Origin of the sequence: Ferroacidibacillus organovorans (assembly GCF_001516615.1) — a bacterium.
Lineage (GTDB): Bacteria > Bacillota > Bacilli > Alicyclobacillales > SLC66 > Ferroacidibacillus > Ferroacidibacillus ferrooxidans_B.
The window spans coordinates 124659-146362 of record NZ_LPVJ01000009.1; the positions used below are offsets into that span (position 1 = coordinate 124659).

Here is a 21704-nt window from a genome sequence, read left to right on the forward strand (position 1 = left end):
TAATCAGGATGTTTGGTAATTTGCGGGATATGGGCATTGATCTTGGTACGGCGAATACACTTGTTTATATGAAAGGGCGCGGCATCGTGCTGCGCGAGCCGTCTGTTGTAGCGATGCGTACAGACACAGGCGGAATTCGCGCCGTGGGTGAAGAGGCCAAGAAAATGATCGGTCGCACGCCTGGGAACATCGTGGCGGTGCGCCCGATGAAAGATGGTGTCATTGCAGACTTTGAGACGACGACGACGATGCTCAAATATTTCATTCGTCAGGCGCTTAAGAAAAAATCCGTCTTTGCGGGAAAGCCTAGAGTGATTGTCTGTGTCCCGTCAGGAATTACGGCAGTCGAGAACCGCGCAGTGCTCGACGCAACTCTTCAGGCTGGTGCGCGCGAGGCGCAAACGATTGAAGAACCCATGGCTGCAGCAATTGGTGCGGGGTTACCAGTGGGTGAACCGACTGGCAGCATGGTGGTCGATATCGGAGGCGGTACGACGGAGGTTGCGATTATCTCACTTGGCGGAATTGTGACGAGCCGCTCCATTCGCGTCGCAGGTGACGAGATGGATGAGGCGATCATGAACCACATCAAGCGCAACTACAACTTGATGGTGGGAGAGCGTACGGCAGAGGAACTTAAAATTTCTATCGGTTCGGCGTTAGAGCACGAAGCCGGAGAAGAGATTGACATTCGCGGGCGCGATTTGGTTACCGGCTTGCCAAAGACGGTCACGATTACTGCGCAAGAGATGGCAAGCGCCCTTCACGACACCGTGGCGAGTATTCTTGAGGCGGTGAAGGTTACGCTTGAAAAATCACCGCCAGAACTCGCTGCAGACATCATGGATCGCGGGATCGTTCTAACGGGCGGTGGAGCGCTTCTTCGCAATCTTGACAGGCATTTGGCGCGTGAGACGGGCATGCCTGTTTTTGTCGCGGATAATCCGCTGGATTGTGTAGCGATTGGTACCGGCAAGGCTCTTGACAATATTGAGATGCTGCGCGACCGCCGGGCGTATGGCCAGCGTAGACGGGCCAGATAACCGAGGGTAAGGGAGAGGCGCGGTCGTGAGTAGACTTTTTTCGGGTGGTCGACTGCTCGGCTTTCTTGCCGGACTGATCGTCTTGTTTATTGTGGCGGCAGTCACGCTTCACAATCGAGCGTTTCGCTCATCGTGGCCTGAGCGCGCTGTACGCGATGTGACATCAATTGTGAGTGAGTGGCTTTATACACCAACGTTTCAAGTAGAAACCTTTTTCTCGAGAATCAAAGATCTGACGACACTTTATCAGGAAAATAGCGCGTTGCAGGCGCTGGTTGCCAAGGACGCGGCGTTACAAATCTCTCTTGATCAAACGCAGCAGGAAAATGCGCAACTCAGACAAATGGTGGGTTATCGTTCGGCGAATCCACAGTACAAGTTGATTGCGGCACGTGTGACGGGCCGCAGTCCGCTAACGTGGGACTCAGACATCACGATTTCTGTTGGAAAAAACGCAGGTGTTGCGCGCGACATGCCCGTTTTAAACCAGAACGGGGCGCTGGTTGGACGGATTACTTCATCCTCAAATCTAAGTAGTGTTGTCTCGCTGCTTACTTCAAGTGCCAGTGCGGACGGCGTTTCGGCAAACATTGTCAACGGGAAACAGGCAACATTTGGCATCGTCTCGGGCAATGCGACAGTGCCAAACGATTTGCTGATGCAGTTTATTTCGCAAATGTCGACTAACGCACGCGTCGGGGATCTTGTCGTCACATCCGGATTATCTAATATGTATCCGCGCGGCATCTTGATCGGAAAGGTACAGTCCTTTCAACTCGATGGGACCGGGATTACAAAATCTGCCGTGATCGCTCCTGCCGCAAATTTTAATGCGATTGACTATGTGTTTGTGCTTGTTCCAAAACCGGGACAGGTGATTCCATGAGGTCAACCCTACTTTTTGTTGCGCTTTTTTTGAGCATGGTTTTGGAGTCGACCGTGTTTCGCGCGCCGACACTCTCTGAGTACGCGCCAAACCTTGTCGTCATCGGCCTTGTCATGACGGGGCTTTTGCGAACCCCGCGCATGGGCCTGTTGTTTGGGCTTGGCATTGGCCTGATTCAGGACATTGACTATGGACGTTTTCTCGGAGAGACTGCGTTTGCGTATGCCGTGATTGGTTATTTGGCAGGCTATTTTCGGCATCTGGTTTTGCGGGAGAGCGCGCTTCTGGCCATTTTGGTGACTGGGCTTGCGTCTGAGTTGTTTGCGTGGGTAACCTATGGCGAGGCAAGGCTTTTGGAGGCGTCCGGTACGACGCTGCACGAAGTGATTCGCAGTTCCAGCAAAACGGCGCTCGTCTCCATGTTTTTTGTGTTGCTGCTCTACGCACCGTATCGCAAGGCTTTTTTAAAGAAAAAGAAGGTCAGTTATCACGACGCGACTGCCGACGGCACTTCATGAACGTCTGTAGGACTCGCGACTGTTTTTGTAGACTGGGTAGGAACGGGAATTCCTTCACAGGTGAATGATGCATGGATCGAGATGCAAAAGACGATGAGAAGTGGGAAGAGTGTCAACGACGGTTTCGCGCGCTATGGCTTCTTATTGTCGTGCCGGCTGTAATGTTGGTCTTTCGTCTCGGGGATATGCAGTGCCGAAGAAGTGCGGAGTACCTCGCAGCGGGTGTGCGCAATCGTGTTGACAGCTATTCAACGCCTGCACCGCGCGGCAGAATCGTGGACGTCTCGGGACATGTCATGGCGTATGACTCTCCGTCCTTTAGCGTGATCTACACGAGATCGGGTCGCCCTGTCGACGCGGTGGCAAAAAGCTTGTCAAGTGTATTGCGCATCCCGCTTGAAGAACTCAAACGTCGGTTGAAATCCGATGGTACGGGGAGTGTACACACGCTTGTCGAAAGTCGTGTATCTGCACGCGCGGTTTCCTATATTCGAGAACACCAGTCTGATTTGCCTGGCGTGCGCATCATTTCAGATTCGATTCGCAATTATCCTGACGCAGATACAGCCTGTCACATCCTTGGGTACATCAACGCGATCCCTCCACAGCGCATCGAGCAGTTGGTGACAAAGGAACATTTTCCGCCATCCACACGCGTAGGGTGGGCGGGCGTCGAGCGTTACTATGATGATGCGCTGCGAGGAAAACCTGGTCGCATCGTGATGGAGGTGGACAGCCGCAATGTACCTTTGCACGCGCTTCCGTACTGTCACGATGCGAGCAAAGGCTCGGATCTTGTCCTTACGCTTGATCATGCGTATGAGCGAAGTATTCAAAATCTGCTCACAGATCAAGTCCGTTATTTAAAGTCCCACGGGCATCGCGGTATCAATCACGCAATGGCCATTGCGATAAGTCCTCAGGATGGTTCGATTCTCGCGCTTGCGAGTTACCCGTATTACAAACCGCAGTGGTTTTCCCAAGGAATCTCTTATCAAACGTATCAAAACGGGTTCGCGCCGGCGGAGCGAAATTGGGTCACCCAAGCGCCGATTGCACCTGGCTCGACAATGAAGCCGTTGACAGCACTTTTTGCCTACAATCAGCGAGCCATTACGTTGAAAGAAAAAATTGACTGTAACGGTGCGCTAAAACTTCCGAATACGGATGGAACAACCATTCGCTGCTGGACGCGTCACGATCCTCTCGATATGGCGCACGCCATCGCTGAGTCTTGTGATGTGTACTTTTATCAAGCGAGTCTGCGGTATGGTCGGTGGCCGCCACGCGGCAATGAAAAAACGTCCACATGGCTAAAAACAGATCGTCCACAAACCCTTCACAAACTTGAACAATACAGTCGTGGCTTTGGACTTGGAACAGGGACAGGCATTGATTTGCCCGAGGAAGAGACCGGTTACCTCAATGGCAGTTCACTTCAGTTGACGGATCTACCCTATACGGCGATCGGGCAAAATGAGGTGTACACCCCGCTTGAGCTGGCTGTGTACGCAGCGGCGCTCGCAAATGGTGGATACCGTATCACACCGCATGTGGTTCAACAGGTGGGGGAGCTCAAACTCCATTTTAAACGCTATCCAATCGCGGGCATTGATCAAGCGGCGTTGCGCGAAGTTCAGCGCGGAATGTGGATGGCATGCAATGATCCTATGGGGACGGCATATTCCACGTTTCATTGGGCGCATGGTGGGGTAGCGTATGCACCCGCAGGTAAAACAGGAACCGCGGAAACTGGGATCAAAGGATTTGATAATGCTGTTTTTATCGGGTACGCGCCATTTAAGCACCCACGTATCGCCATCGCGATCGTCGTGCCAGGCGGCGGTCACGGTGCGGATTCGACAGGACCGATCGCCCGCGGGATGCTTGATCGATTCTTTCCGCATCATGCGTATGCGCTTAGCAGGAATATCACTGGTAAACGTTGAATTACCATGAGATATCGATAGGAGGAGGGCTAGCATGTCACGTTTTGCTACGCGTCCATCCACAACGACCATCAAAGAAACGGTATCGATTAAAGGCATCCGCAATGGATTGCTTTTCATACTCAGGGATGATATGCCATTTCGAGATGTGCTGAGTGCATTGGAGGATACGCTGCGAAAGGATGCTTCGCAAGGCGAGGAAACCTCACTTCTTACGGCCTATGTACAATTGGGGAATCGCAGACTTTCGGATGAAGAGGAGCGCGAATTACGCCATGTGATCGCGTCCGTCGGAAATATGATGGTGGGGGGGCTTGACGGGGCTCCTAGACCGAGTGACTGGATGAAAAAAGAGCCATTCGTTTTCAAAGGAACGGTGCGCTCAGGCCAGGTGATTGAACATGACGGTGATATCGTGATTATCGGCGATGTCAATCCAGGCGCGCGTTTGATCAGCACGGGTGATGTGTATGTGATGGGGGTTTTGCGAGGTGCGGCGCACGCAGGAGCCGCAGGGGATCGCGACGCGGTGGTTGCTGCTGCCTATTTTCAGCCGCTTCAGATTCGCATTGCGGATGTCATTCGACGCGCGCCGGAAGGGAATGTACAGGCGGCCGAAATGGAATTTGCCTATTTGCGTGAAGGTGAGCAAATGGCTGTTGAGCGAATGAGCGCGCTGAATGCAACAAAGGCGCATCGGCGAAATCGTCGAGTTGCGGGACAAGGGGTGTCATGATGGGTGAAGCGATCGTAGTGACGTCAGGTAAAGGGGGCGTTGGAAAAACAACGTCTTCGGCCAATATCGGGACGGCACTCGCACTTCTCGGGAACAAGGTGTGCATGGTGGACACCGATATTGGACTGCGCAATCTTGATGTTGTCATGGGGCTTGAGAATCGCATTGTCTACGATATTCTTGATGTCGCAAACGGGACGGCCAGATTGGAGCAGGCGCTCATCCGCGACAAACGCTTCGAGAACCTCAGTCTGTTGCCGGCGGCACAGACGAAGGACAAGCTTGCGCTGAGTGAAGATTCCATGAAAGCAATTGTAAAAAAATTAAAGGAATTATTCGACTATATTATAATTGACTGTCCTGCAGGGATAGAACACGGGTTTCGCGTTGCCACAACGGCGGCAGATCAGGCTATTGTCGTGACGACGCCTGAGCAGGCGGCCGTTCGCGATGCGGATCGCGTGATTGGATTGCTTGAAAAAGAAGACATTCCACAACCTAAATTGATCATCAATCGAATTCGTGCACACATGGTAAAAAACGGCGATATGCTTGATATCGATGATATCATCCAGATCTTGTCGCTTGATTTATTGGGTGTTGTCCCGGATGACGAACAGGTCATCAAAGCGGCAAATTCTGGAGAGCCGACGGTCGTACAGCCGAATTCGCGCGCATCCATTGCCTATCGCAACATTGCGCGACGAATTGTCGGTGAATCTGTTCCTCTCATGTCGCTCACAGAGCAGGAAGGGTTTTTTTCGAAGTTTAAAAAAATGATGGGCATACGTTAGCCCACATGCAAAAGGTATTTGGCATGCGCCAGGGAGCCGAATGTCTCTGATCTCCTGCCTCTCGTTGTGTCTTCATGGAGGGGTCTCTCGATGATATAAGTTATAAATCACCCTGATGTGTCATAAACGTGGGACGAGAAGTAAACACGGATGATGCGGATGGGGTGATTTTTTTATGGAGGACAAGCGACCAGAAGAAATGCTTCATGTGCGACCTGAATACAGTGTTTCTCCTGACGACGATGTGTACGGTTCACCTCGTTCATGGACTGGGGCCCAGCTCCCCGTTCGACGTGATTTGCGTGAGCACGAGAGTCGGCGACGCGATCATGTCCGCGAACGCTTCTATACACGCGGAGTGAACGACCGGCGCTTCACGCAAAAGCAGCAAGGGATGTCGCTGTTCGCGCTACAAGTGATTGGCGCCATTTTTTTGATTGCGTCTATCGCCATTCTCAGTCACAGCAATCGCAATTTTGCCGTTTCTTCTACTACGTTTTTGCGCCAATCCTTGACGTATCAAGACTTTGCACAAAGCCTGCCGCCGCACATTGCTCAATTGCTCGGCGTGCCTTTGACATCAACACCAAGCGTTGGAGTGGTTTCACAGACGGTTGATGTAGTCCCTCCGCTGCGCGGCACGCTCGTTCGCCCGTTTTCGGTCTTGAATCCGGACATTGTCATTCGTGGGCATCGCGGCTCGCCCATCATTGCCGCGGCTGAAGGGCTGGTTACGCAAGTGGGCGAATCAGCCGCCAATGGCTGGTATGTGACAATTGATCATGGCGCAATGGGTCAGACGTTTTATGCGAAAATGGCACGTATCGTTGTCAAACCTCGCGAGTATGTTGCGGTTGGAGAGACGATCGGTTATCTTCCAGAGCAGAGCCCAGAGTTGACGTTTGGCTATATTCACAACGGTCGGTACGAAAATCCGGCAAAGTTGATTGGTCTTCACGCGTGATTCGACTGTTTGGCGTGCGCGTGCGTTTGAGTCCGCTATTTCTTATTGTCATCCTCTTCGCTTATTTCGGGCATGTCCTCGATCAAGTGGCGATCCTATTTGCCGTAGTTATCGCGCATGAAATCGGACATATTTTTGCGGCTCATCGGTTTGGCATTAAAACAGAATCGATCGAGCTCTTGCCGTTTGGCGGGGTTGCCGTAATGCGCGGGAGACTCGGTTTTGATGTTCGCGAAGAAACCTTGATTGCTGCGGCGGGGCCTTTTGTCAATCTATTGTTTGTCATTGCAACACTTCCACTGCGCGCGAGTGGTGTCCTAAGTGAAGCGTGGACGAACTCTTTTGTATCAATCAATCTGTCAATTGCGCTATTTAACTTGCTTCCTGCTCTTCCGCTTGACGGCGGAAGAATTGCTCGCGCGGGGCTTGCGCTTACACGAGGATATCACTCTGCGACAAAGGTGGTGACGCGTGTGTCCTTTTTGGTCGCAGTTGTTCTTATGGGCATTGGCGGCATCTCACTCGTTCTTGGTTATGCTGATCTTGGCATTTTTGCGCTCGGTCTATTTTTGCTTTACTCGGCATTTTCCCTGCACCGCCAGTCGCGATACGAAACGCTTCGCTTTCTTGATGCGCTGCGCCATCAGCAAATGGCAACCCCGCGTCCTATTCGCTCCATGCTGGCGCAGGAAGATATGAAACTTGGCGATGTTGCTAGCCAATTCTCCCCCGGCGCCTATCATGTCATCTATGTGCAGTCGACTTATCCAAAGGAACCGCGTCCCGTCACGCAAGATGAAATTCTTGACGCCATATTTGAATCATCAGGGTGGACTTTGCCACTGCGCGCATTGCTCTCCTAACCAACGTGTGTTATTCTGCTTAAGTGACGCATTTTCAATGTGTCAACCGCATGGAGAAGGCTTCAAATCGGCACTTTGCCGTGCCTTACAGACAGCGAGTCTACAACAGGAGGTGCGTATAGGATGTACGCAATTGTCGAAACAGGTGGCAAGCAGTTTAAAGTGACGGAAGGATCTACCCTTTACGTAGAAAAACTTGAGGCTGCAGTTGGTGATCAGGTCGTTTTGGATCGTGTATACTTGGTTGAAAAAGATCAGTCCATCACCGTGGGAACACCGCATGTTCCAGGGGCGAAAGTGCAAGTCACCGTCCTTGATCACGGTAAAGCGAAGAAAATCATCGTCTTTAAATACAAGTCGAAAAAGAACTATCGCCGCAAACAAGGCCATCGTCAACCGTTTACAAAAGTTCGAGTCGACGCGATTACGCTCTAAGCATTATGATCCGCGTTACAGTGACGCGCAATGTTAAACAGGTGATCGAGCGCGTGGTCGTTTCAGGACATGCAGGTGCGGGTCCGCACGGCTACGACCTCGTTTGCGCAGGAGTATCCACGCTTGTCGCAACGTGTGTAAACAGCATTGAACAACTGACAGGGTTGCGCATAGATGCAGTGGAGCAGGATGGCTATGTCATGTTTGATGTGCCACAAAGTCGTGACGCACAACTCCTGACAGAAAGCATGCTTGTAGGGATGCAGGACATGGAGCAAGAGTATGGAGCACACATCAGACTTCGCACAGAGATTCATGCGAAATGACGGAAAGAGGGAGTGACATTCATGTTGCGGTTAGATCTTCAACGATTTGCTCATAAAAAAGGGGTGTCCTCGACACGAAATGGTCGAGACAGCCATTCCAAGCGTCTTGGCGTAAAGCGCGCAGACGGTCAGGTTGTCAGCGGAGGCAGCATTTTGGTGCGTCAACGCGGCACGCGGATCTATCCTGGCCTGAATGTAGGTCTTGGCAGTGACGATACACTCTTTGCAAAAATCGAGGGTCGGGTCAAGTTTGAGCGCTGGGGACGCGATCGCAAGCGCGTCAGTGTTTATCCAGTGGTTGCTGAGTCTGCTGTTGCACAGCAATAAGAGAGTCAGAAGGCGCGTGACCCAGTCGCAACTGCGGCTGGGTCACTTCATTATAAAGCGATAGATATAAAGGGATAGAAGGAGGCGAGCAAAGTGTTTATTGATGTTGCGACGGTTGAGGTTCAAGGGGGAGACGGTGGCGACGGGATGGTTGCGTACCGACGAGAAAAGTATGTTCCGCTTGGTGGCCCTGCCGGCGGAGATGGCGGCAGGGGGGGCAGCGTTGTTTTTTTTGTAGACGAAGGGTTGCGCACGCTTATGGATTTTCGTTATCAACGTCACTTGCGGGCAAAGCACGGTGAAAAAGGCCGTCCCAAGAACCAACACGGGGCAAATGCGACTGATCTGATCGTAAAAGTACCACCAGGGACACTCGTGCGCGATGCGGTAACGGGACAGCCGATTGCAGATTTGACACGTGCTGGTCAAACGGCGGTCATTGCGCGCGGTGGGCGCGGGGGACGGGGCAATGTGCGTTTTGCAACGGCCAAAAATAAGGCTCCTGACATGGCGGAACGCGGAGAACCAGGGGAGTGCAGAACGGTTCAACTGGAACTAAAACTGATCGCAGACATCGGACTTGTCGGATTTCCGAGTGTGGGAAAGTCCACGCTGTTGTCTGTATTGAGCGAGGCGAAGCCAAAGGTTGCCGCGTATCCTTTTACCACACTGACACCGAATCTTGGCGTCGTAATGGTGGAGAATGATCCTGGAAAGACGTTTGTACTCGCAGATCTTCCTGGATTGATTGAAGGGGCTCATGAGGGCTTGGGACTTGGCCTTGCTTTTTTGCGGCACGCATCGCGAACCAAAGTGATTGCTCACGTCATTGACATGGCGGCAGTTGATGGCCGCGATCCGATCCGTGACTATGAGATTATTCTTGATGAGTTGCGTGCGTATGATGAGGAATTGCTTCGCAAACCATCCATGATCCTTGCCAACAAGATGGATGATCCAGAGGCTAATCTTCGCCTGGAAAAATTTATGGGTGCATACCCTGATGTGCGAGTTCTACCGATTTCAGCATTGACGCGCACAGGACTGAATGAAGCGGTCTATCACATGTATGCTATGGTTGAAAAGGCTCTTCAAGAGACTTCAACCGTAGAGATAGAGTCGACTGTCCAAGTGAAAATTGAAGATCGCGAGATCCACTTTGAAATTATGCGCATCGATGAGACGTATGTCGTGGTGAGTGACGAACTTGATCGCTTGGTGCGCGTTACAAATTTTACTCAGTACGATGCGGTGAAACGATTCCAGCGGATTTTGCGGCGCTCTGGAGTGGACGACGCGTTGCGCGCGCATGGCGCGCAAAACGGCGACCAGATTCGCATCAGCGATATGGAATTTGATTTTGTCGATTGACAGTTGGAGAGTGACAAGGGGACGAGCTTCGATGGCGCAAGATCAGATTGAACTCACGCGCGATTTTGTGGCGACTGCAATCATCGCAAAAGATGGGCGGGCTGTACTTCTATTTCACAAAAAGCTAAAGCGCTGGCTTCCTCCAGGGGGGCATATTGACCACCCCGAATTGCCTGATCAGGCAGCCATTCGCGAAGCGCGTGAAGAGACGGGGTTGCGCATCGCACTCATTTGTGACTACGAGCCTGCAGGCTTTGACCACGCGCTTCCTCGCCCTGCTGGAATTCAGTTAGAAGACATTTCACCGGGCCATCAACACATCGATCTCATCTACCTCGCTTATCCGATTGATGATACAACGCTTGTGTCAAATGATGAATCGACTGCGCTCGGGTGGTTTACACTTGAGGAGATGGCGGCCATGGACGTGACGGACGAGGTGCGGGCATGGTGCAAAAAAGCGATCGACGCAGAACGGTTACTGCACGGGGAGGCACATTCATGAGCGATTGCTTTTTTCATCGCATCATTTTTCCCGGACAGTCCCCCCTTATTCTTGGGGATGACTTGGTTGGCGAGATGCTTCAGTACGCCACAGAGCGTATGCCTTACGAATCAGGGGGATTGATTATTGGCCAGCGCGCTGAAGATGGTACACAGAATGCGTCGCGCTTTGTTGCGCTAGAGAGTGCATTTCTCTCAGAGACGCGGTATACTGCGAGGGCGTCTCTCGCAGTGAGCGCGGTCTTTGCGGCGGAACAGCGTGGCGAGCAGCTGATAGCGACGGTTCACAGTCACCCGCGAGGCGATGGTTTGCCTTCTATGCAGGATGTTCAAGAGGCGTTTGGATACACAAATTTTCGCCACGTTATCATTCACTTCACACACGGCTTGGCTCATCCTCGTTATTTTTCCTACCAAAACAGCCACAACGGATTCTCCTATCTGGAAGGGCGCAAGGATTTATGACAAACGCACCTTTATCACTTTTTGACATCTACTCATACAAAACACAAACGATTCTATAAAACAGTAAAAAGGTTTGAGCATCACCACCGCGAACAGACTCAGCATGAACAGCTGGGGGTGAAATGGTGGGATGCTCGTTTCTGATTTGACGGATGAAATCATTGCGACAGGTGTGTTTCTCAATGCGTCAGACGTTCACCTTGACCCGATGGATGACCAGTGGAGGCTGTCGTATCGCGTTCATGGACGAATGTTTCGCGCGTCAGAGATCAGCGACTTGGAGGATTCCGTTTCTCGCGTTGTTTTGCAGCGTCTGAAAGTGCTGGCGAAGCTAACGCTTGGAGAACAGCGCAAGTCACAGGATGGACATTGGCGGACCTCTACTCGTCACGGTCTGTGTGATCTCAGAATCTCCACGATACCAACGATACGTGGCGAGAGAATGGCGATCCGGCTGATTCCTATTGATAACCCGTTTCTTACGCTAGATGACCTCGGGCTGATGCGAATGGATTTGGCAGTCATTCGACGAATGGCGTCTTGTTCCAGCGGGTTGATCATTGTCTGTGGACGGGCGGGTAGCGGAAAGAGCACGACATTGCACGCAATTCTTCAGGACCAACAAGCAAAAGGGCGCACGGTGATTAGCATCGAAGATCCCGTTGAGCGGTTGATTGATGGTTACAGTCAAATTGAGGTGGATGAACGAAACGGGTTCTCGTTTGCTGAAGCGCTTCGGGCGACACTTCGGCAAGATCCAGAAGTCGTTATGATTGGTGAAATTCGTGATGAGCTGACGGCTGAGACCGCGGTGCGTGCGGGCTTGACTGGCCATCTGATCGGGACCTCGCTGCATGTCGAGCATCCGCGAGGTGTGATGGCGCGTCTGAGCGATCTTCATTTGCCGCTGAGTTCCCTGCGCGAAGTGATTCGCCTGATTGTGCACCAGGAACTGGTTTCGATACCTTGTGGCGGTTGTCTCGGCCGTGGATGCCAGACATGCTCGCAAACAGGAGTAACTGGACGCAAAGCGCTGTTTCGCCTCCTGTTCGGTGATGAACTATTGTCACTGTTTGATCGGTATGGGCCGCATGATCCATTGGAAGCGCAGGCCCTTCGCAGACGGGAGGTGCATGTGGATGTGGCTGCAGAAAAAATTGCAGAATCGAACCCGGGCAAGGAATATGGAGATGCTTTTTACGGATCTCCGTGATTTGTTAGAAGCTGGGCTTGACATACAGTTCTCGCTCCATATCATGCGTGAGTCGGTGAGCGATCCGCAACTCAAATCGTGGATTGAATTCATTCATGAGGGATTGTTGTCAGGGGTTACACTATCGTCCCGATGCGATGCTTTAGGATTTCCGGCGATTTATATCGTGATGATTCAGTCTGGTGAAGTGATCGGCGATCTGGTTGAAGCGCTTGAATTGTGCAGTGCGTATTTGATTCGTCGACGCGTCATGCGGGAGCGATTCCAAAAATTGACGCTCTACCCCGCTTTTTTGTTTTTGATGACCTTAACGGTTATGGAAACGATGTCGTTAACAGTGATTCCGAATCTTAGAAGAATGTCAGACGCACTTCACATAGAGAACTCCTCGTCTTACGTTTGGTACGATTTTTTTGGATTTTTTGCGATTTATTTGCCAATAAGTCTGGGGGCTGTTGGCATTCTTAGTGTTCTCATTGTTTGGAAGAGAAAATGGTTTTTTCCGCGCATTGTCCACTTTTTCTTGCGAAAAAAAACCACGCGAATGTTCACGCAACTAGTACTTTCAAGTCCAGGTCTCGATATGCTGACATTTTTATTGCGTGGAGGAACGGATGTGTTACACGCTTTGCAAGTGATCGGTGATCTGGACTCGCTGAATACAGGGAAGTGGTGCAGAATGATTTCACGCGATCTTGAACAAGGTATCTCTTTTTCAGAGAGTCTAAAAAAGATTGATCGAATGCCCGCCCATGTTGCGATAATCATGGCGCATGCGGAGTCTACAGGATTGTTTGCAGAAAGTTTTCAACGTGCTTCTGACAGCGTTTCACGTATGCTGGAACGCCATGTGGAGCGTATTGCAAAATGGGCGGAGCCGATCTTGATATTTTTCTTGGGAGGAATGGTTATGGTGAGTACACTTATGTTTTTGATTCCCATGCTATCGCTTGTCAGACAGATGTCCTAAATGAAACGGGGTGAGAAATTGTGATGACAAGTTCCAACTGGCGCTTTCATGAACGCGAACGCGGGTTTACTCTGATCGAAATGGTTGTGGCGTTGTTTATTGCAGCCGTAATCATGGCTATAGCTCTACCGAATTTACAGGTAGCGGGCCAAAAGGCGGCAGAAACAGCGTGTGAGGGGAATCAACGCGTAATCCGCGCGGCCCTTACTGAGTACGATTTAACCTATCATACATTTCCAGTAGAACCCACATCAGCCCTTGTCATAGCAGATTTAAAAAACGCCGGATATTTAGATTCCACACCCGCTTGTCCAAGTGGAGGAAACTACATCATTACGATTTCCCCGAATGGAACATCAGCGACGGTTAGCTGTTCTGTTCATGGGCAACTCGGAAACCAGTGACATGGCTAAAAGGAAAATCACGTCGCATTCGGCGAGTGATAAAGGGTTTTCACTGCTGGAAATGACGCTCACAATCGCAGTAATTTCCGTCGCGCTCGGATTTGCGATGCCTGATGTGCTCCACACACTCCAGCGCGCAAACGTATGGAGCACGTCAGCGATTGTTGCGAGTGATCTGCGCGCTACACAAGTGCGTGCTGAATGGTCTGGCCGTTTTCAAGATCTTCGATTCGATCCTCAAGGTACACAGTACTATCGCTACGATTCGCAAATAGGTGCGTTTGATTCAGCTCAATTTGCGCCGTTTGTCGAGTTTGAACAGGGTTATCTTCACTTGCAGAGCCCCTACATTCGGTATTATTCATCGGGGGATGTGAGTGAGTCGGGTACTGTTTATTTTCAAGATGCCTTTGGCGATCTCAGTGGATTTACCCTTTATCTTGGCCGTGGTGAAATTCGCGAGCGATGAATAGGCAGTGCATTTCCCAACCGTCAAAAGGGCGTGTGTAAACGTGACTTTTATTGAGATTCTTCTCGCAATGGTTGTAACATCACTCGTCAGTATGCTCGCAGTTTCAGGTGGTGTGCAGAGTATGCATGCATTAAGGCGAGCCATGCTCGATCAACAAGTCATGTTTTTGACACAAGGTGAACTTGAGCAAGCTGCGCGAATGTGTCAGGAGGGACTACCGATTGCGCCTGTTTCAACGATTACACTGGATGGAGAATCTTTCACCATTAATCGAGAAATTGTTCACGTCAACACCCACTTATACGAGATTATTTGCAAAGTACAACCTCCACAGGGCAACACTCAACCGTCGAAAAATCTTTTTGTGTGGCAGGAAGGTCCGTAGCTCAGTAAATAGAGAGAGCGTTTATGGTCATTGTGGATTCACATTTGTTGAGGCGATCATGTCACTGTCTCTCACCGTCGTCTTGATTGCCACACTTCTGCCACTCCTTTTTTTATCAAGCCAAGAATTTCAAGAAATTCAATTCCTGTCCGCAGTCCAGCATGACTTGTGGAATGTGGGTGTTGCTTTTGAGCATGATCTTCGCGCTGCAGATCAGGTGACCTATTACAACAATGGACAAATTGACTTTACCATGCCCAACAGCGTTGTGGATGGATATCGCATTTCTCCATATTCATCTCTTTTGATTGAATCAAAAAATGGCGCCGGGAGCGTCGTTGTATCCGCAAAACTAAAAACAATTTCATATTCATTAACACAAGGAGGGGGGATTCGCGCGACACTCTGGTATGGATCACATCTGCCTTATCGCTCTGCCATCTGGGAGGGATCATTCGGAATTGGAACGACACGATGAGCGTGGATTTGCGCTACCTGTTAGCTTAGGAATCTTGTTGGTGGCAGCTGTCATTACGGCGACAAGTGTGTATTTGGCGACTGCCGCCTCGAAACAAACAGCACTCGAATGGCAGGCCATGCAGGCTAAAGATACAGCCCGTTCAGGAATCGCGGTAGCGTTGTCCCAACTCAAGGCCGGAAAAAAGATTCTTCAGCAAAGGATTCTGTTTCAGGATGGGAATGCGGATGTCGTGGAATCGCCAAATGCTACTTCGACAATTTATGATCTTTTATCTGTTTCGCAAACCGTGTATGGTGCAAGTGCGACCGTTTTTGCGACGTACAATCAAGCAATTCAGCGGATCATTTTGATTCAAGAAACGCCGTAGCGAAGAATAATGTCATTCAGGGATTTCTCATCTAGGCAAGATGCAAGATAAGAAAGGGTGTGTTACGATGACAGGAGGGGTTTAAGACGTATGTGGATTTCCTTGATCGGTTTTACGGGATCGGGCAAGTCAACCGTAGGGCGCGCACTGGGTTCTTCCTATGGGCTGCTCTGTTATGATCTTGACGCGTGGATTGAACGAAAAGCGGGGGAGCGTATCCCGACACTCTTTGCGCGTTATGGAGAAACACATTTTCGAAAATTGGAACATGAGATACTGAAAGATTTGCTCGATCACTATACACCTGGCGTGCTTGTGACAGGCGGTGGAGCCGTTTTAATGGAAGAAAATCGCCTGCAGATGCAGGAAAAATCATTTGTAGTTTCTTTGCGCGTTCCGCTTGCGATAATCAGAGAGCGGTTACGGAATGATCGTCAGAGACCGCTTTTACAAGGCGGAAATTTCGATGAACGGTTGAGCGCTCTTTATTTTGAGCGAGAGAAACATTACCAATTCGCACATCTTTTGCTTGAACGAACAGACACCGTACACGACATTCACAGAATCTATGGCAGCTTTTTAGACCATCTCGTAAAATTTCATTGAGTGAGCAATGTAAAAGGGGCATTTACTGTGTGTGGAATAGCTGGATTATACCATCGTGCTGGAGCGCCTATCGATCGCGATACACTTGCGCGCATGAATGCCGCGATTGTGCATCGCGGACCGGATGATGACGGGTTTTATTTTGATGGGCCTGTCGGTCTCGCATTTCGGAGATTGTCCATCATTGATCTGAAAGGCGGGCATCAACCACTCTCGAATGAAGATCAGTCGGTGTGGGTCGTTTTTAATGGTGAGATCTATAATTTTAAAATGCTTCGCGAAGACCTTATGAAGCGTGGACATTCGTTTGCGACAGACAGTGATACAGAAGTGATCGTTCACCTCTATGAAGAGTATGGGTTTGACTTTGTCAACCATTTACGAGGGATGTTTGCGATCGGACTCTATGACCAAAAGCGTGACCAATTGCTTTTGGTGCGTGACCCTTTTGGCATTAAACCTCTTTATTACACCGTACTTGATGATGTGATCGGTTTTGGGTCAGAGATGAAAAGTCTTCTAGAGATACCGGGAATTTCCCGTGATGTTAATCGCGAATCGTTTTGGCACTACCTAACGTTTCAATATGTTCCAGATCCAAACACGATGGTTACTTCCATCAAAAAATTGCGACCAGCACACATGCTGATTATCCGCGGGCGAGATGTTGTAGAAAAAAGCTATCAACACATGACCTTTGAGCCGCGGGAGCGCCCGATTGAATCCTATATTGAAGAGACACTCGATGTACTGAGGGATTCTGTTAAGGTTCACATGAACAGCGATGTTCAAAGGGGCGCATTTTTATCTTCAGGTGTTGATTCAAGCGCAATTGTTGCGCTTCTAAAAGAACTGGAAGACGTCCAAACCTTTACGGTAGGGTTTGAGGGAGCGGGCGGTCAGTCAGAGATTGCATACGCGCGGGAAACCGCGTCGCTTTTGGGGACGGTGCATCGCGATACGATCGTGTCTGCGTCTGAATACCTTGCCGCGTTGCCGCGACTGATCTATCAGCAGGATGACCCAGTTGCAGACCCTTCCGCGATCGCGCTCTACTTTGTATCACAACTCGCGAGCCAGTATGTGACGGTTGTTCTCTCTGGCGAAGGGGCGGACGAGCTGTTTGGCGGGTATACCATTTACCGGGAACCCTTATCGCTTCGAATGTTTGACTACCTGCCCATGAGCATGCGCAGGAACCTGGGACAGGTTGCAAAGTTCATTCCTGAAGGTACAAAGGGTCGCAGTTATTTGATGAGGGGTTCAAAGAAAATATCAGAACGTTTTTTTGGAAACGCCAATTTATTCACAGAAGATGAAAAACGGGCGTTTGCGGTTGAGCCGCGATCAATGATACGTTCTACGGAAATTACTGCGCCTCATTATGAGCGCGCGTCTGGGTTGGATGACGTGACAAAGATGCAGTATATTGATCTTCACACGTGGTTGCCCGGTGATATATTAATGAAAGCTGATAAGATGACCATGGCAAACAGCCTTGAGTTGCGCGTTCCTTTTTTAGATAGAGAGGTATTTCGCGTGGCTCGCCAGATTCCTGCGTCGTACCGCATGATGAACGGGACAACCAAGTATGTTTTGCGACAAGCGGTTAAATCGCTTCTGCCAGAACCTGTTTACACGCGAAAAAAACTTGGATTTCCTGTACCGACGCGTGCGTGGCTTAGAAATGAGCACTATGCGTTTGCGCGCGATTTGATACTACAAAGTGATGTGCCAGATCTGTTTGACAAAGACCTTGTCTTGCAGATGCTTGAAGACCACAAATCAGGAAAAAAGGATAACGCCAGAAAAATTTGGGCAATTGTCATTTTCTTGCTTTGGCACGACATTTATATTTCGAGGCGGCGACCGTTTATTTCAGAAATTCCGGTTTCTGTTCATCGGCGCCGGGCAAGCGAAGACATTAAAGTGACAGTCTAGACAGGGGTGGAGTCATGTCATTTTCAAGCATGAATTCTTTGCTTTCCAATCGCATTCCAAAACCTCAGAAAAGATCTGCCGCCGAGTGGAGAAAACTCTGGATTGAACTTGATCAGCTAGGCGTTTCCGACGAGGCGATTCAGGCAGCGGAACCCCAACTGATCAGTTTGCTTGAGCAAGAACGCATATGTGGCGCGTGCCGCGGGTATCCCTTATGCGGGAAACTGGGAGATGCCAAAGGGATGCGAGATCAACTGGATTGTCACGCTGGTAACGTGCAATTAAAAACGGGCTATTGTGCGCCTTTTCTTGAACATCAAGCCATTCGGCGCGCAGCTCGATTCAGTACCTATTCGATACGCGGAGAGCGCGAGCGAAGGCTTAGTTTTTCCAATTTCCCGCAGGAGCAACAACAGAGAAAGCCGAAACTGTTTGAAGCGGCCCAAACGTTTGCGCTCACCTATCGCACAGGTGACGAGGCAAAAGGAATTTACATTTTTGGCCCAGCGGGTGTCGGGAAGACGCATTTGCTTCACGCCATTTTGAATAAACTTGAGGAACGTCGCATACCCAGCATTTTCGTTCAGGCAGAGTCACTTTTTGATCGTTTGCGCTCGGCGATTGGACGGGATGAAGAGCTGGAGCCAATTCTTGACGCATTTTCTTCTGTGCCAGTTCTTGCAATCGATGAACTGGGGCATGAACGCGCCAATGAATTTACACTTGAAAAAATGTTTCGGATCATAAATCAGCGATTTGTTCGAAACCTACCCACCTTTTTTACCAGCAATTTCGAACCGCCGGCGTTGTATCATCGCTTGTCAAACGACCTTCTTCCGCTGATCGATCCACTGCGCAGCCGAATTATCGGTATGACAAAACTCGCGTATCTAGACGGTGAAGATCATCGGATCGCGACAATGGATGTCTTAGAAATGTAATATCAAAAGTGAGCGAACGAACCCTAATTCAGTCCATCACCATTTCCTTGGAACGCATGAAGAATGTTTTGTTTACTTTACGTTATGGACCTGGGGCAGTCGAGAGATAAACAAGCGCAAATTGAAGTGGGCGAACTTCAATTTTTGGCTCAAACCGCCAAATGGTTTCTGCTTTACGGAGTTCGTATTCTCCTTCCAAACTTTTTGGACACATCGAATCGCGCGCCGATTGGTTCACTTGCGCATGTTTGTTACCCTTTTTTTCTGATTGGTTCTTCTCACTGTCTTGAACTTCCGTATCCATGCTTTGGTAGTAATTTTCGAGCCGGGAGAGTTCATCTGTAAGACGTTTGCGAGCTTCCACAGCCCACGTTTCATCTTTTCTTGAGATATCCATTTTTGTGCATTGAAACATGATCTGAAAAAGCAAGTCAACATCAAGCGGTAAAGACATGAGCTGACTCTGTGGAGGACGTGAACTTATGAGTTTTTTTCTCGCCAAGCGGTTCATCGCGTCTGGATACACGCGCTGATCCCGAAGACTGATGGCATAACTCTCTATAAAATCGATTCTTCGGTCCGATACAAATGAGACCTTGACCACAAATACAGCATAGGGATGAAGAACGGTCCCATGTTCATAGGCGACGGCAAACGCCCCACGTTTTTTGGCGCTTGCCTCAATACGCAGCATTCGGTAGCAGCCTGGCACGATGTACTCTTTTTGAATTCCTTGCGGCAGATCTTCCGGGAGTGGTGCGCCATCAAACTGTAGATGAAGGACTGTCTCGGGCGGATCTTCATGCATGGCTTCCGCCCACATCCAAAAGAAGGGGCGATCAGTGAGCTCCTTGTCAATTTCCCGCGGCAATTGTACGCGAATGGAATTGGGTGAAGATGGGTGGCGCAATGCATTCACACTGTCGAAATAGCGCTCTACCCAATCCATGAGTGCTTGCGATTCGGATGTCAATCAAGCTCACTCCCTTACGTTGCTGTTCCTTGCTGATTGGATAGATTTGTGCGTTTTACACGTTTTGACAAGACGTTAAGACGCACTTGAATCTCTGTTTCGTCGCGGCTCTCAAGGAGCGCCTCCAGCACATCTTCCTCAAAAGCGCGCGGCCCGAGAATGACGTCCAGTTCGCCAATGACTTGCTCAAACATCTGTATTTTGTCTTGAAGCATCCGCACAATGTGCTCCTCAATCGTACCTTTTGTGCTAAAGTTTTGAATGTACACAGGACGCGTTTGCCCGACCCTGTGCACTCTGCCGATGCGCTGTTCGACACGCATCGGATTCCACGGCAGATCATAGTTGATCACTTGATTGCAAAACTGCAGATTGATCCCTTCACCGCCAGCTTCTGTCGCAATGAGTACCTGTGCCCGCCGCTCAAAGAGGTCTTTCATCCAGTCTTTTTTCCCCCGTTTGTAACCGCCGCGAAAAAGCACGGCTTTGATGCCGGATTGCTGTAGCATGTAGAGTAAAAAATCCTGTGTCGCACGGTATTCCGTGAATACGATGACTTTGTCATTGATGGCTTGAATCAGTTCGATCACTTTAGAAATTTTGGTGTATCCCGGCACAGCCTCTGCGAGATGGTATAGCTCCTGTACCCGCACAGCTTCGCTTGGCGTGAGGCGGCCGCGTTTGAGCATTCCTTCTAGCGTTCCCATTGCGGCGTAGGAACTGCTGCAAATTTCGCGCTGTAGTGTAATCAGAGCGAGTACACTGCGCTTACTTTCTTTTCTGCGCAAAAATTCTTCTCGGACAAACGATGTGACGGCGTTGTAGAGTTCTCGCTCTTCAATTGAGAGTTCTAAAGGCACGGTTTTGGCATGCCGCTCTGTAAAATCGACGGCGCTTTCAACCCGGCGATTTCGCACCATTACGTCAGACAGCGCATGTCGAAGGGCGACCGGGTTTTTGGGAGATCGTTTCGTACTTACGTGTTCCTTCGTGAAATCCTTAGGGTTGCCCAATTGTCCCGGTCGCAGCAGATTGATGAGATTATAGAGTTCTTTCATATCGTTTTGCACAGGGGTGGCCGTCACCAGCAACAGATATTTTTTCTGGATTTCGTTTATCAGTTGCCAATTCCGCGTTCGGCTGTTTTTTAATTTGTGCGCTTCATCAACGATCAGCAAGTCATACGGTTGGGAAAGCACCGCCGTGCGATGAGGATCACGTTTGGTTGTGTCAAGCGATGCGACAAGAACATCATAGGATGTCCACGACCACTCGTTTCGCTGTGCAAACGCGCGCACGCCAAATTTCTCATTTAACTCTCGCGTCCATTGAAGAACAAGCGAAGCCGGGACGAGAATGAGAGCTTTTTGCACAAGTCCGCGCACCATATATTCTTTTAATATGAGTCCTGCCTCGATGGTTTTGCCAAGGCCGACCTCATCAGCCAAGAGAGCTCGACCATGCAGTTCGTGAATGACGCGTTTGGCCGTCTCGATTTGATGAGGAAACGGAATGAGATTCGGCAAGACGGACAGACAACTCAGATCGTCCATGGAGTGATGGATCGATCGCAATTCGGCCTCGTAGGCAAGCATAAAAAGTTCGAAACTGCCGACAGGCAGGCCACCGCGCTCTTTTAGCGCATTCAAGAGGTCGTCATGTTCGATGTAGTGTGTCACACGGCACCTCCCACTTTTTGTTGATGATAAAGCCTGTCCTGCACACTGCGGGCGCGGGAAAGCGGTAACAGGGACGACGGTTTTTAACGCA

General features: G+C 50.1%; 26 protein-coding genes. 24 read left to right on the forward strand and 2 right to left on the reverse strand.

Going from position 1 to position 21704, the window contains the following annotated elements; genetic code table 11:
• Window positions 1–8 precede the first annotated feature (8 nt).
• From ATW55_RS03590 to zapE, 24 genes are all read left to right on the forward strand, one after another.
• A complete protein-coding gene (locus ATW55_RS03590; RefSeq protein WP_067712476.1) occupies window positions 9–1043 on the forward strand; it encodes a rod shape-determining protein in 1035 nt (344 codons plus the stop codon).
• A gap of 25 nt (window positions 1044–1068) precedes the next feature.
• Window positions 1069–1929, forward strand: coding sequence for a rod shape-determining protein MreC (gene mreC, locus ATW55_RS03595; protein ID WP_067712478.1), 861 nt, complete (start codon window positions 1069–1071; stop codon window positions 1927–1929).
• Window positions 1926–2447 carry a rod shape-determining protein MreD gene (mreD, locus tag ATW55_RS03600; protein WP_067712480.1) on the forward strand — a complete coding sequence of 174 codons (522 nt, stop codon included), beginning with the start codon at window positions 1926–1928 and terminating at the stop codon, window positions 2445–2447. Before mreC ends, mreD begins: the two co-directional genes overlap by 4 nt.
• A gap of 71 nt (window positions 2448–2518) precedes the next feature.
• On the forward strand, window positions 2519–4396 hold the full coding sequence (locus ATW55_RS03605) for a peptidoglycan D,D-transpeptidase FtsI family protein (protein ID WP_067712482.1): 1878 nt from the start codon (window positions 2519–2521) through the stop codon (window positions 4394–4396).
• A gap of 34 nt (window positions 4397–4430) precedes the next feature.
• Window positions 4431–5132 carry a septum site-determining protein MinC gene (locus ATW55_RS03610; RefSeq protein WP_067712484.1) on the forward strand — a complete coding sequence of 234 codons (702 nt, stop codon included), beginning with the start codon at window positions 4431–4433 and terminating at the stop codon, window positions 5130–5132.
• A complete protein-coding gene (gene minD / locus ATW55_RS03615) occupies window positions 5132–5926 on the forward strand; it encodes a septum site-determining protein MinD (protein WP_067712486.1) in 795 nt (264 codons plus the stop codon). The genes ATW55_RS03610 and minD overlap by 1 nt, the downstream gene beginning before the upstream one ends.
• A 175-nt stretch (window positions 5927–6101) precedes the next feature.
• The gene (locus ATW55_RS03620; protein ID WP_067712489.1) at window positions 6102–6890 is read left to right on the forward strand and encodes a M23 family metallopeptidase; all 789 of its coding nucleotides are present in this window, start codon (window positions 6102–6104) and stop codon (window positions 6888–6890) included.
• A complete protein-coding gene (locus tag ATW55_RS03625) occupies window positions 6887–7753 on the forward strand; it encodes a M50 family metallopeptidase (protein WP_067712492.1) in 867 nt (288 codons plus the stop codon). Before ATW55_RS03620 ends, ATW55_RS03625 begins: the two co-directional genes overlap by 4 nt.
• Before the next feature lie 123 nt (window positions 7754–7876).
• Complete coding sequence (gene rplU / locus ATW55_RS03630) at window positions 7877–8188, forward strand: 50S ribosomal protein L21 (RefSeq protein WP_067712494.1); 312 nt, start codon at window positions 7877–7879, stop codon at window positions 8186–8188.
• A 5-nt stretch (window positions 8189–8193) separates the two neighbouring features.
• Window positions 8194–8514, forward strand: coding sequence for a ribosomal-processing cysteine protease Prp (locus ATW55_RS03635; RefSeq protein ID WP_082685508.1), 321 nt, complete (start codon window positions 8194–8196; stop codon window positions 8512–8514).
• A 21-nt stretch (window positions 8515–8535) separates the two neighbouring features.
• Window positions 8536–8841 carry a 50S ribosomal protein L27 gene (rpmA, locus tag ATW55_RS03640; RefSeq protein WP_067712498.1) on the forward strand — a complete coding sequence of 102 codons (306 nt, stop codon included), beginning with the start codon at window positions 8536–8538 and terminating at the stop codon, window positions 8839–8841.
• 93 nt (window positions 8842–8934) lie between these two features.
• Entirely contained in the window at window positions 8935–10212 is a 1278-nt protein-coding gene (gene obgE, locus ATW55_RS03645; protein WP_067712501.1) for a GTPase ObgE, read from the forward strand.
• 31 nt (window positions 10213–10243) lie between these two features.
• Window positions 10244–10717, forward strand: a complete 474-nt coding sequence (locus ATW55_RS03650) for an NUDIX hydrolase (RefSeq protein ID WP_067712503.1) — start codon at window positions 10244–10246, stop codon at window positions 10715–10717.
• Window positions 10714–11181, forward strand: coding sequence for a Mov34/MPN/PAD-1 family protein (locus ATW55_RS03655; RefSeq protein WP_067712506.1), 468 nt, complete (start codon window positions 10714–10716; stop codon window positions 11179–11181). Before ATW55_RS03650 ends, ATW55_RS03655 begins: the two co-directional genes overlap by 4 nt.
• Window positions 11182–11311: 130 nt before the next feature.
• Complete coding sequence (locus ATW55_RS03660; protein ID WP_067712519.1) at window positions 11312–12394, forward strand: GspE/PulE family protein; 1083 nt, start codon at window positions 11312–11314, stop codon at window positions 12392–12394.
• Window positions 12372–13364, forward strand: coding sequence for a type II secretion system F family protein (locus tag ATW55_RS03665; protein WP_067712528.1), 993 nt, complete (start codon window positions 12372–12374; stop codon window positions 13362–13364). Before ATW55_RS03660 ends, ATW55_RS03665 begins: the two co-directional genes overlap by 23 nt.
• A gap of 23 nt (window positions 13365–13387) precedes the next feature.
• Complete coding sequence (locus ATW55_RS03670; RefSeq protein WP_235586997.1) at window positions 13388–13768, forward strand: competence type IV pilus major pilin ComGC; 381 nt, start codon at window positions 13388–13390, stop codon at window positions 13766–13768.
• Between the two features lies 1 nt (window position 13769).
• A complete protein-coding gene (locus ATW55_RS03675; protein WP_067712536.1) occupies window positions 13770–14237 on the forward strand; it encodes a prepilin-type N-terminal cleavage/methylation domain-containing protein in 468 nt (155 codons plus the stop codon).
• A 43-nt stretch (window positions 14238–14280) separates the two neighbouring features.
• Complete coding sequence (locus ATW55_RS03680; protein ID WP_067712538.1) at window positions 14281–14625, forward strand: hypothetical protein; 345 nt, start codon at window positions 14281–14283, stop codon at window positions 14623–14625.
• 58 nt (window positions 14626–14683) lie between these two features.
• On the forward strand, window positions 14684–15103 hold the full coding sequence (locus ATW55_RS03685; protein WP_067712540.1) for a hypothetical protein: 420 nt from the start codon (window positions 14684–14686) through the stop codon (window positions 15101–15103).
• Window positions 15087–15473: a hypothetical protein gene (locus ATW55_RS03690; protein ID WP_067712542.1), complete on the forward strand. Its 387-nt coding sequence runs from the start codon at window positions 15087–15089 to the stop codon at window positions 15471–15473. The genes ATW55_RS03685 and ATW55_RS03690 overlap by 17 nt, the downstream gene beginning before the upstream one ends.
• A gap of 90 nt (window positions 15474–15563) precedes the next feature.
• Window positions 15564–16079 carry a shikimate kinase gene (locus ATW55_RS03695; RefSeq protein WP_067712545.1) on the forward strand — a complete coding sequence of 172 codons (516 nt, stop codon included), beginning with the start codon at window positions 15564–15566 and terminating at the stop codon, window positions 16077–16079.
• 27 nt (window positions 16080–16106) lie between these two features.
• A complete protein-coding gene (gene asnB, locus ATW55_RS03700) occupies window positions 16107–18020 on the forward strand; it encodes an asparagine synthase (glutamine-hydrolyzing) (RefSeq protein ID WP_067712548.1) in 1914 nt (637 codons plus the stop codon).
• Window positions 18021–18034: 14 nt separating this feature from the next.
• Complete coding sequence (zapE, locus tag ATW55_RS03705; protein WP_067712551.1) at window positions 18035–18961, forward strand: AFG1/ZapE family ATPase; 927 nt, start codon at window positions 18035–18037, stop codon at window positions 18959–18961.
• A gap of 82 nt (window positions 18962–19043) precedes the next feature.
• On the opposite strand, the gene ATW55_RS03710 is transcribed toward zapE, so the two are convergent.
• Together ATW55_RS03710 and ATW55_RS03715 are read right to left on the reverse strand one after the other, a co-directional pair.
• Window positions 19044–19934 (reverse strand): YqhG family protein, encoded by an 891-nt coding sequence (locus ATW55_RS03710; protein ID WP_067712554.1) that lies wholly within the window; start codon window positions 19932–19934, stop codon window positions 19044–19046.
• Window positions 19935–19948: 14 nt separating this feature from the next.
• Window positions 19949–21613, reverse strand: coding sequence for a DEAD/DEAH box helicase (locus ATW55_RS03715; RefSeq protein ID WP_067712557.1), 1665 nt, complete (start codon window positions 21611–21613; stop codon window positions 19949–19951).
• Window positions 21614–21704: the final 91 nt, after the last annotated feature.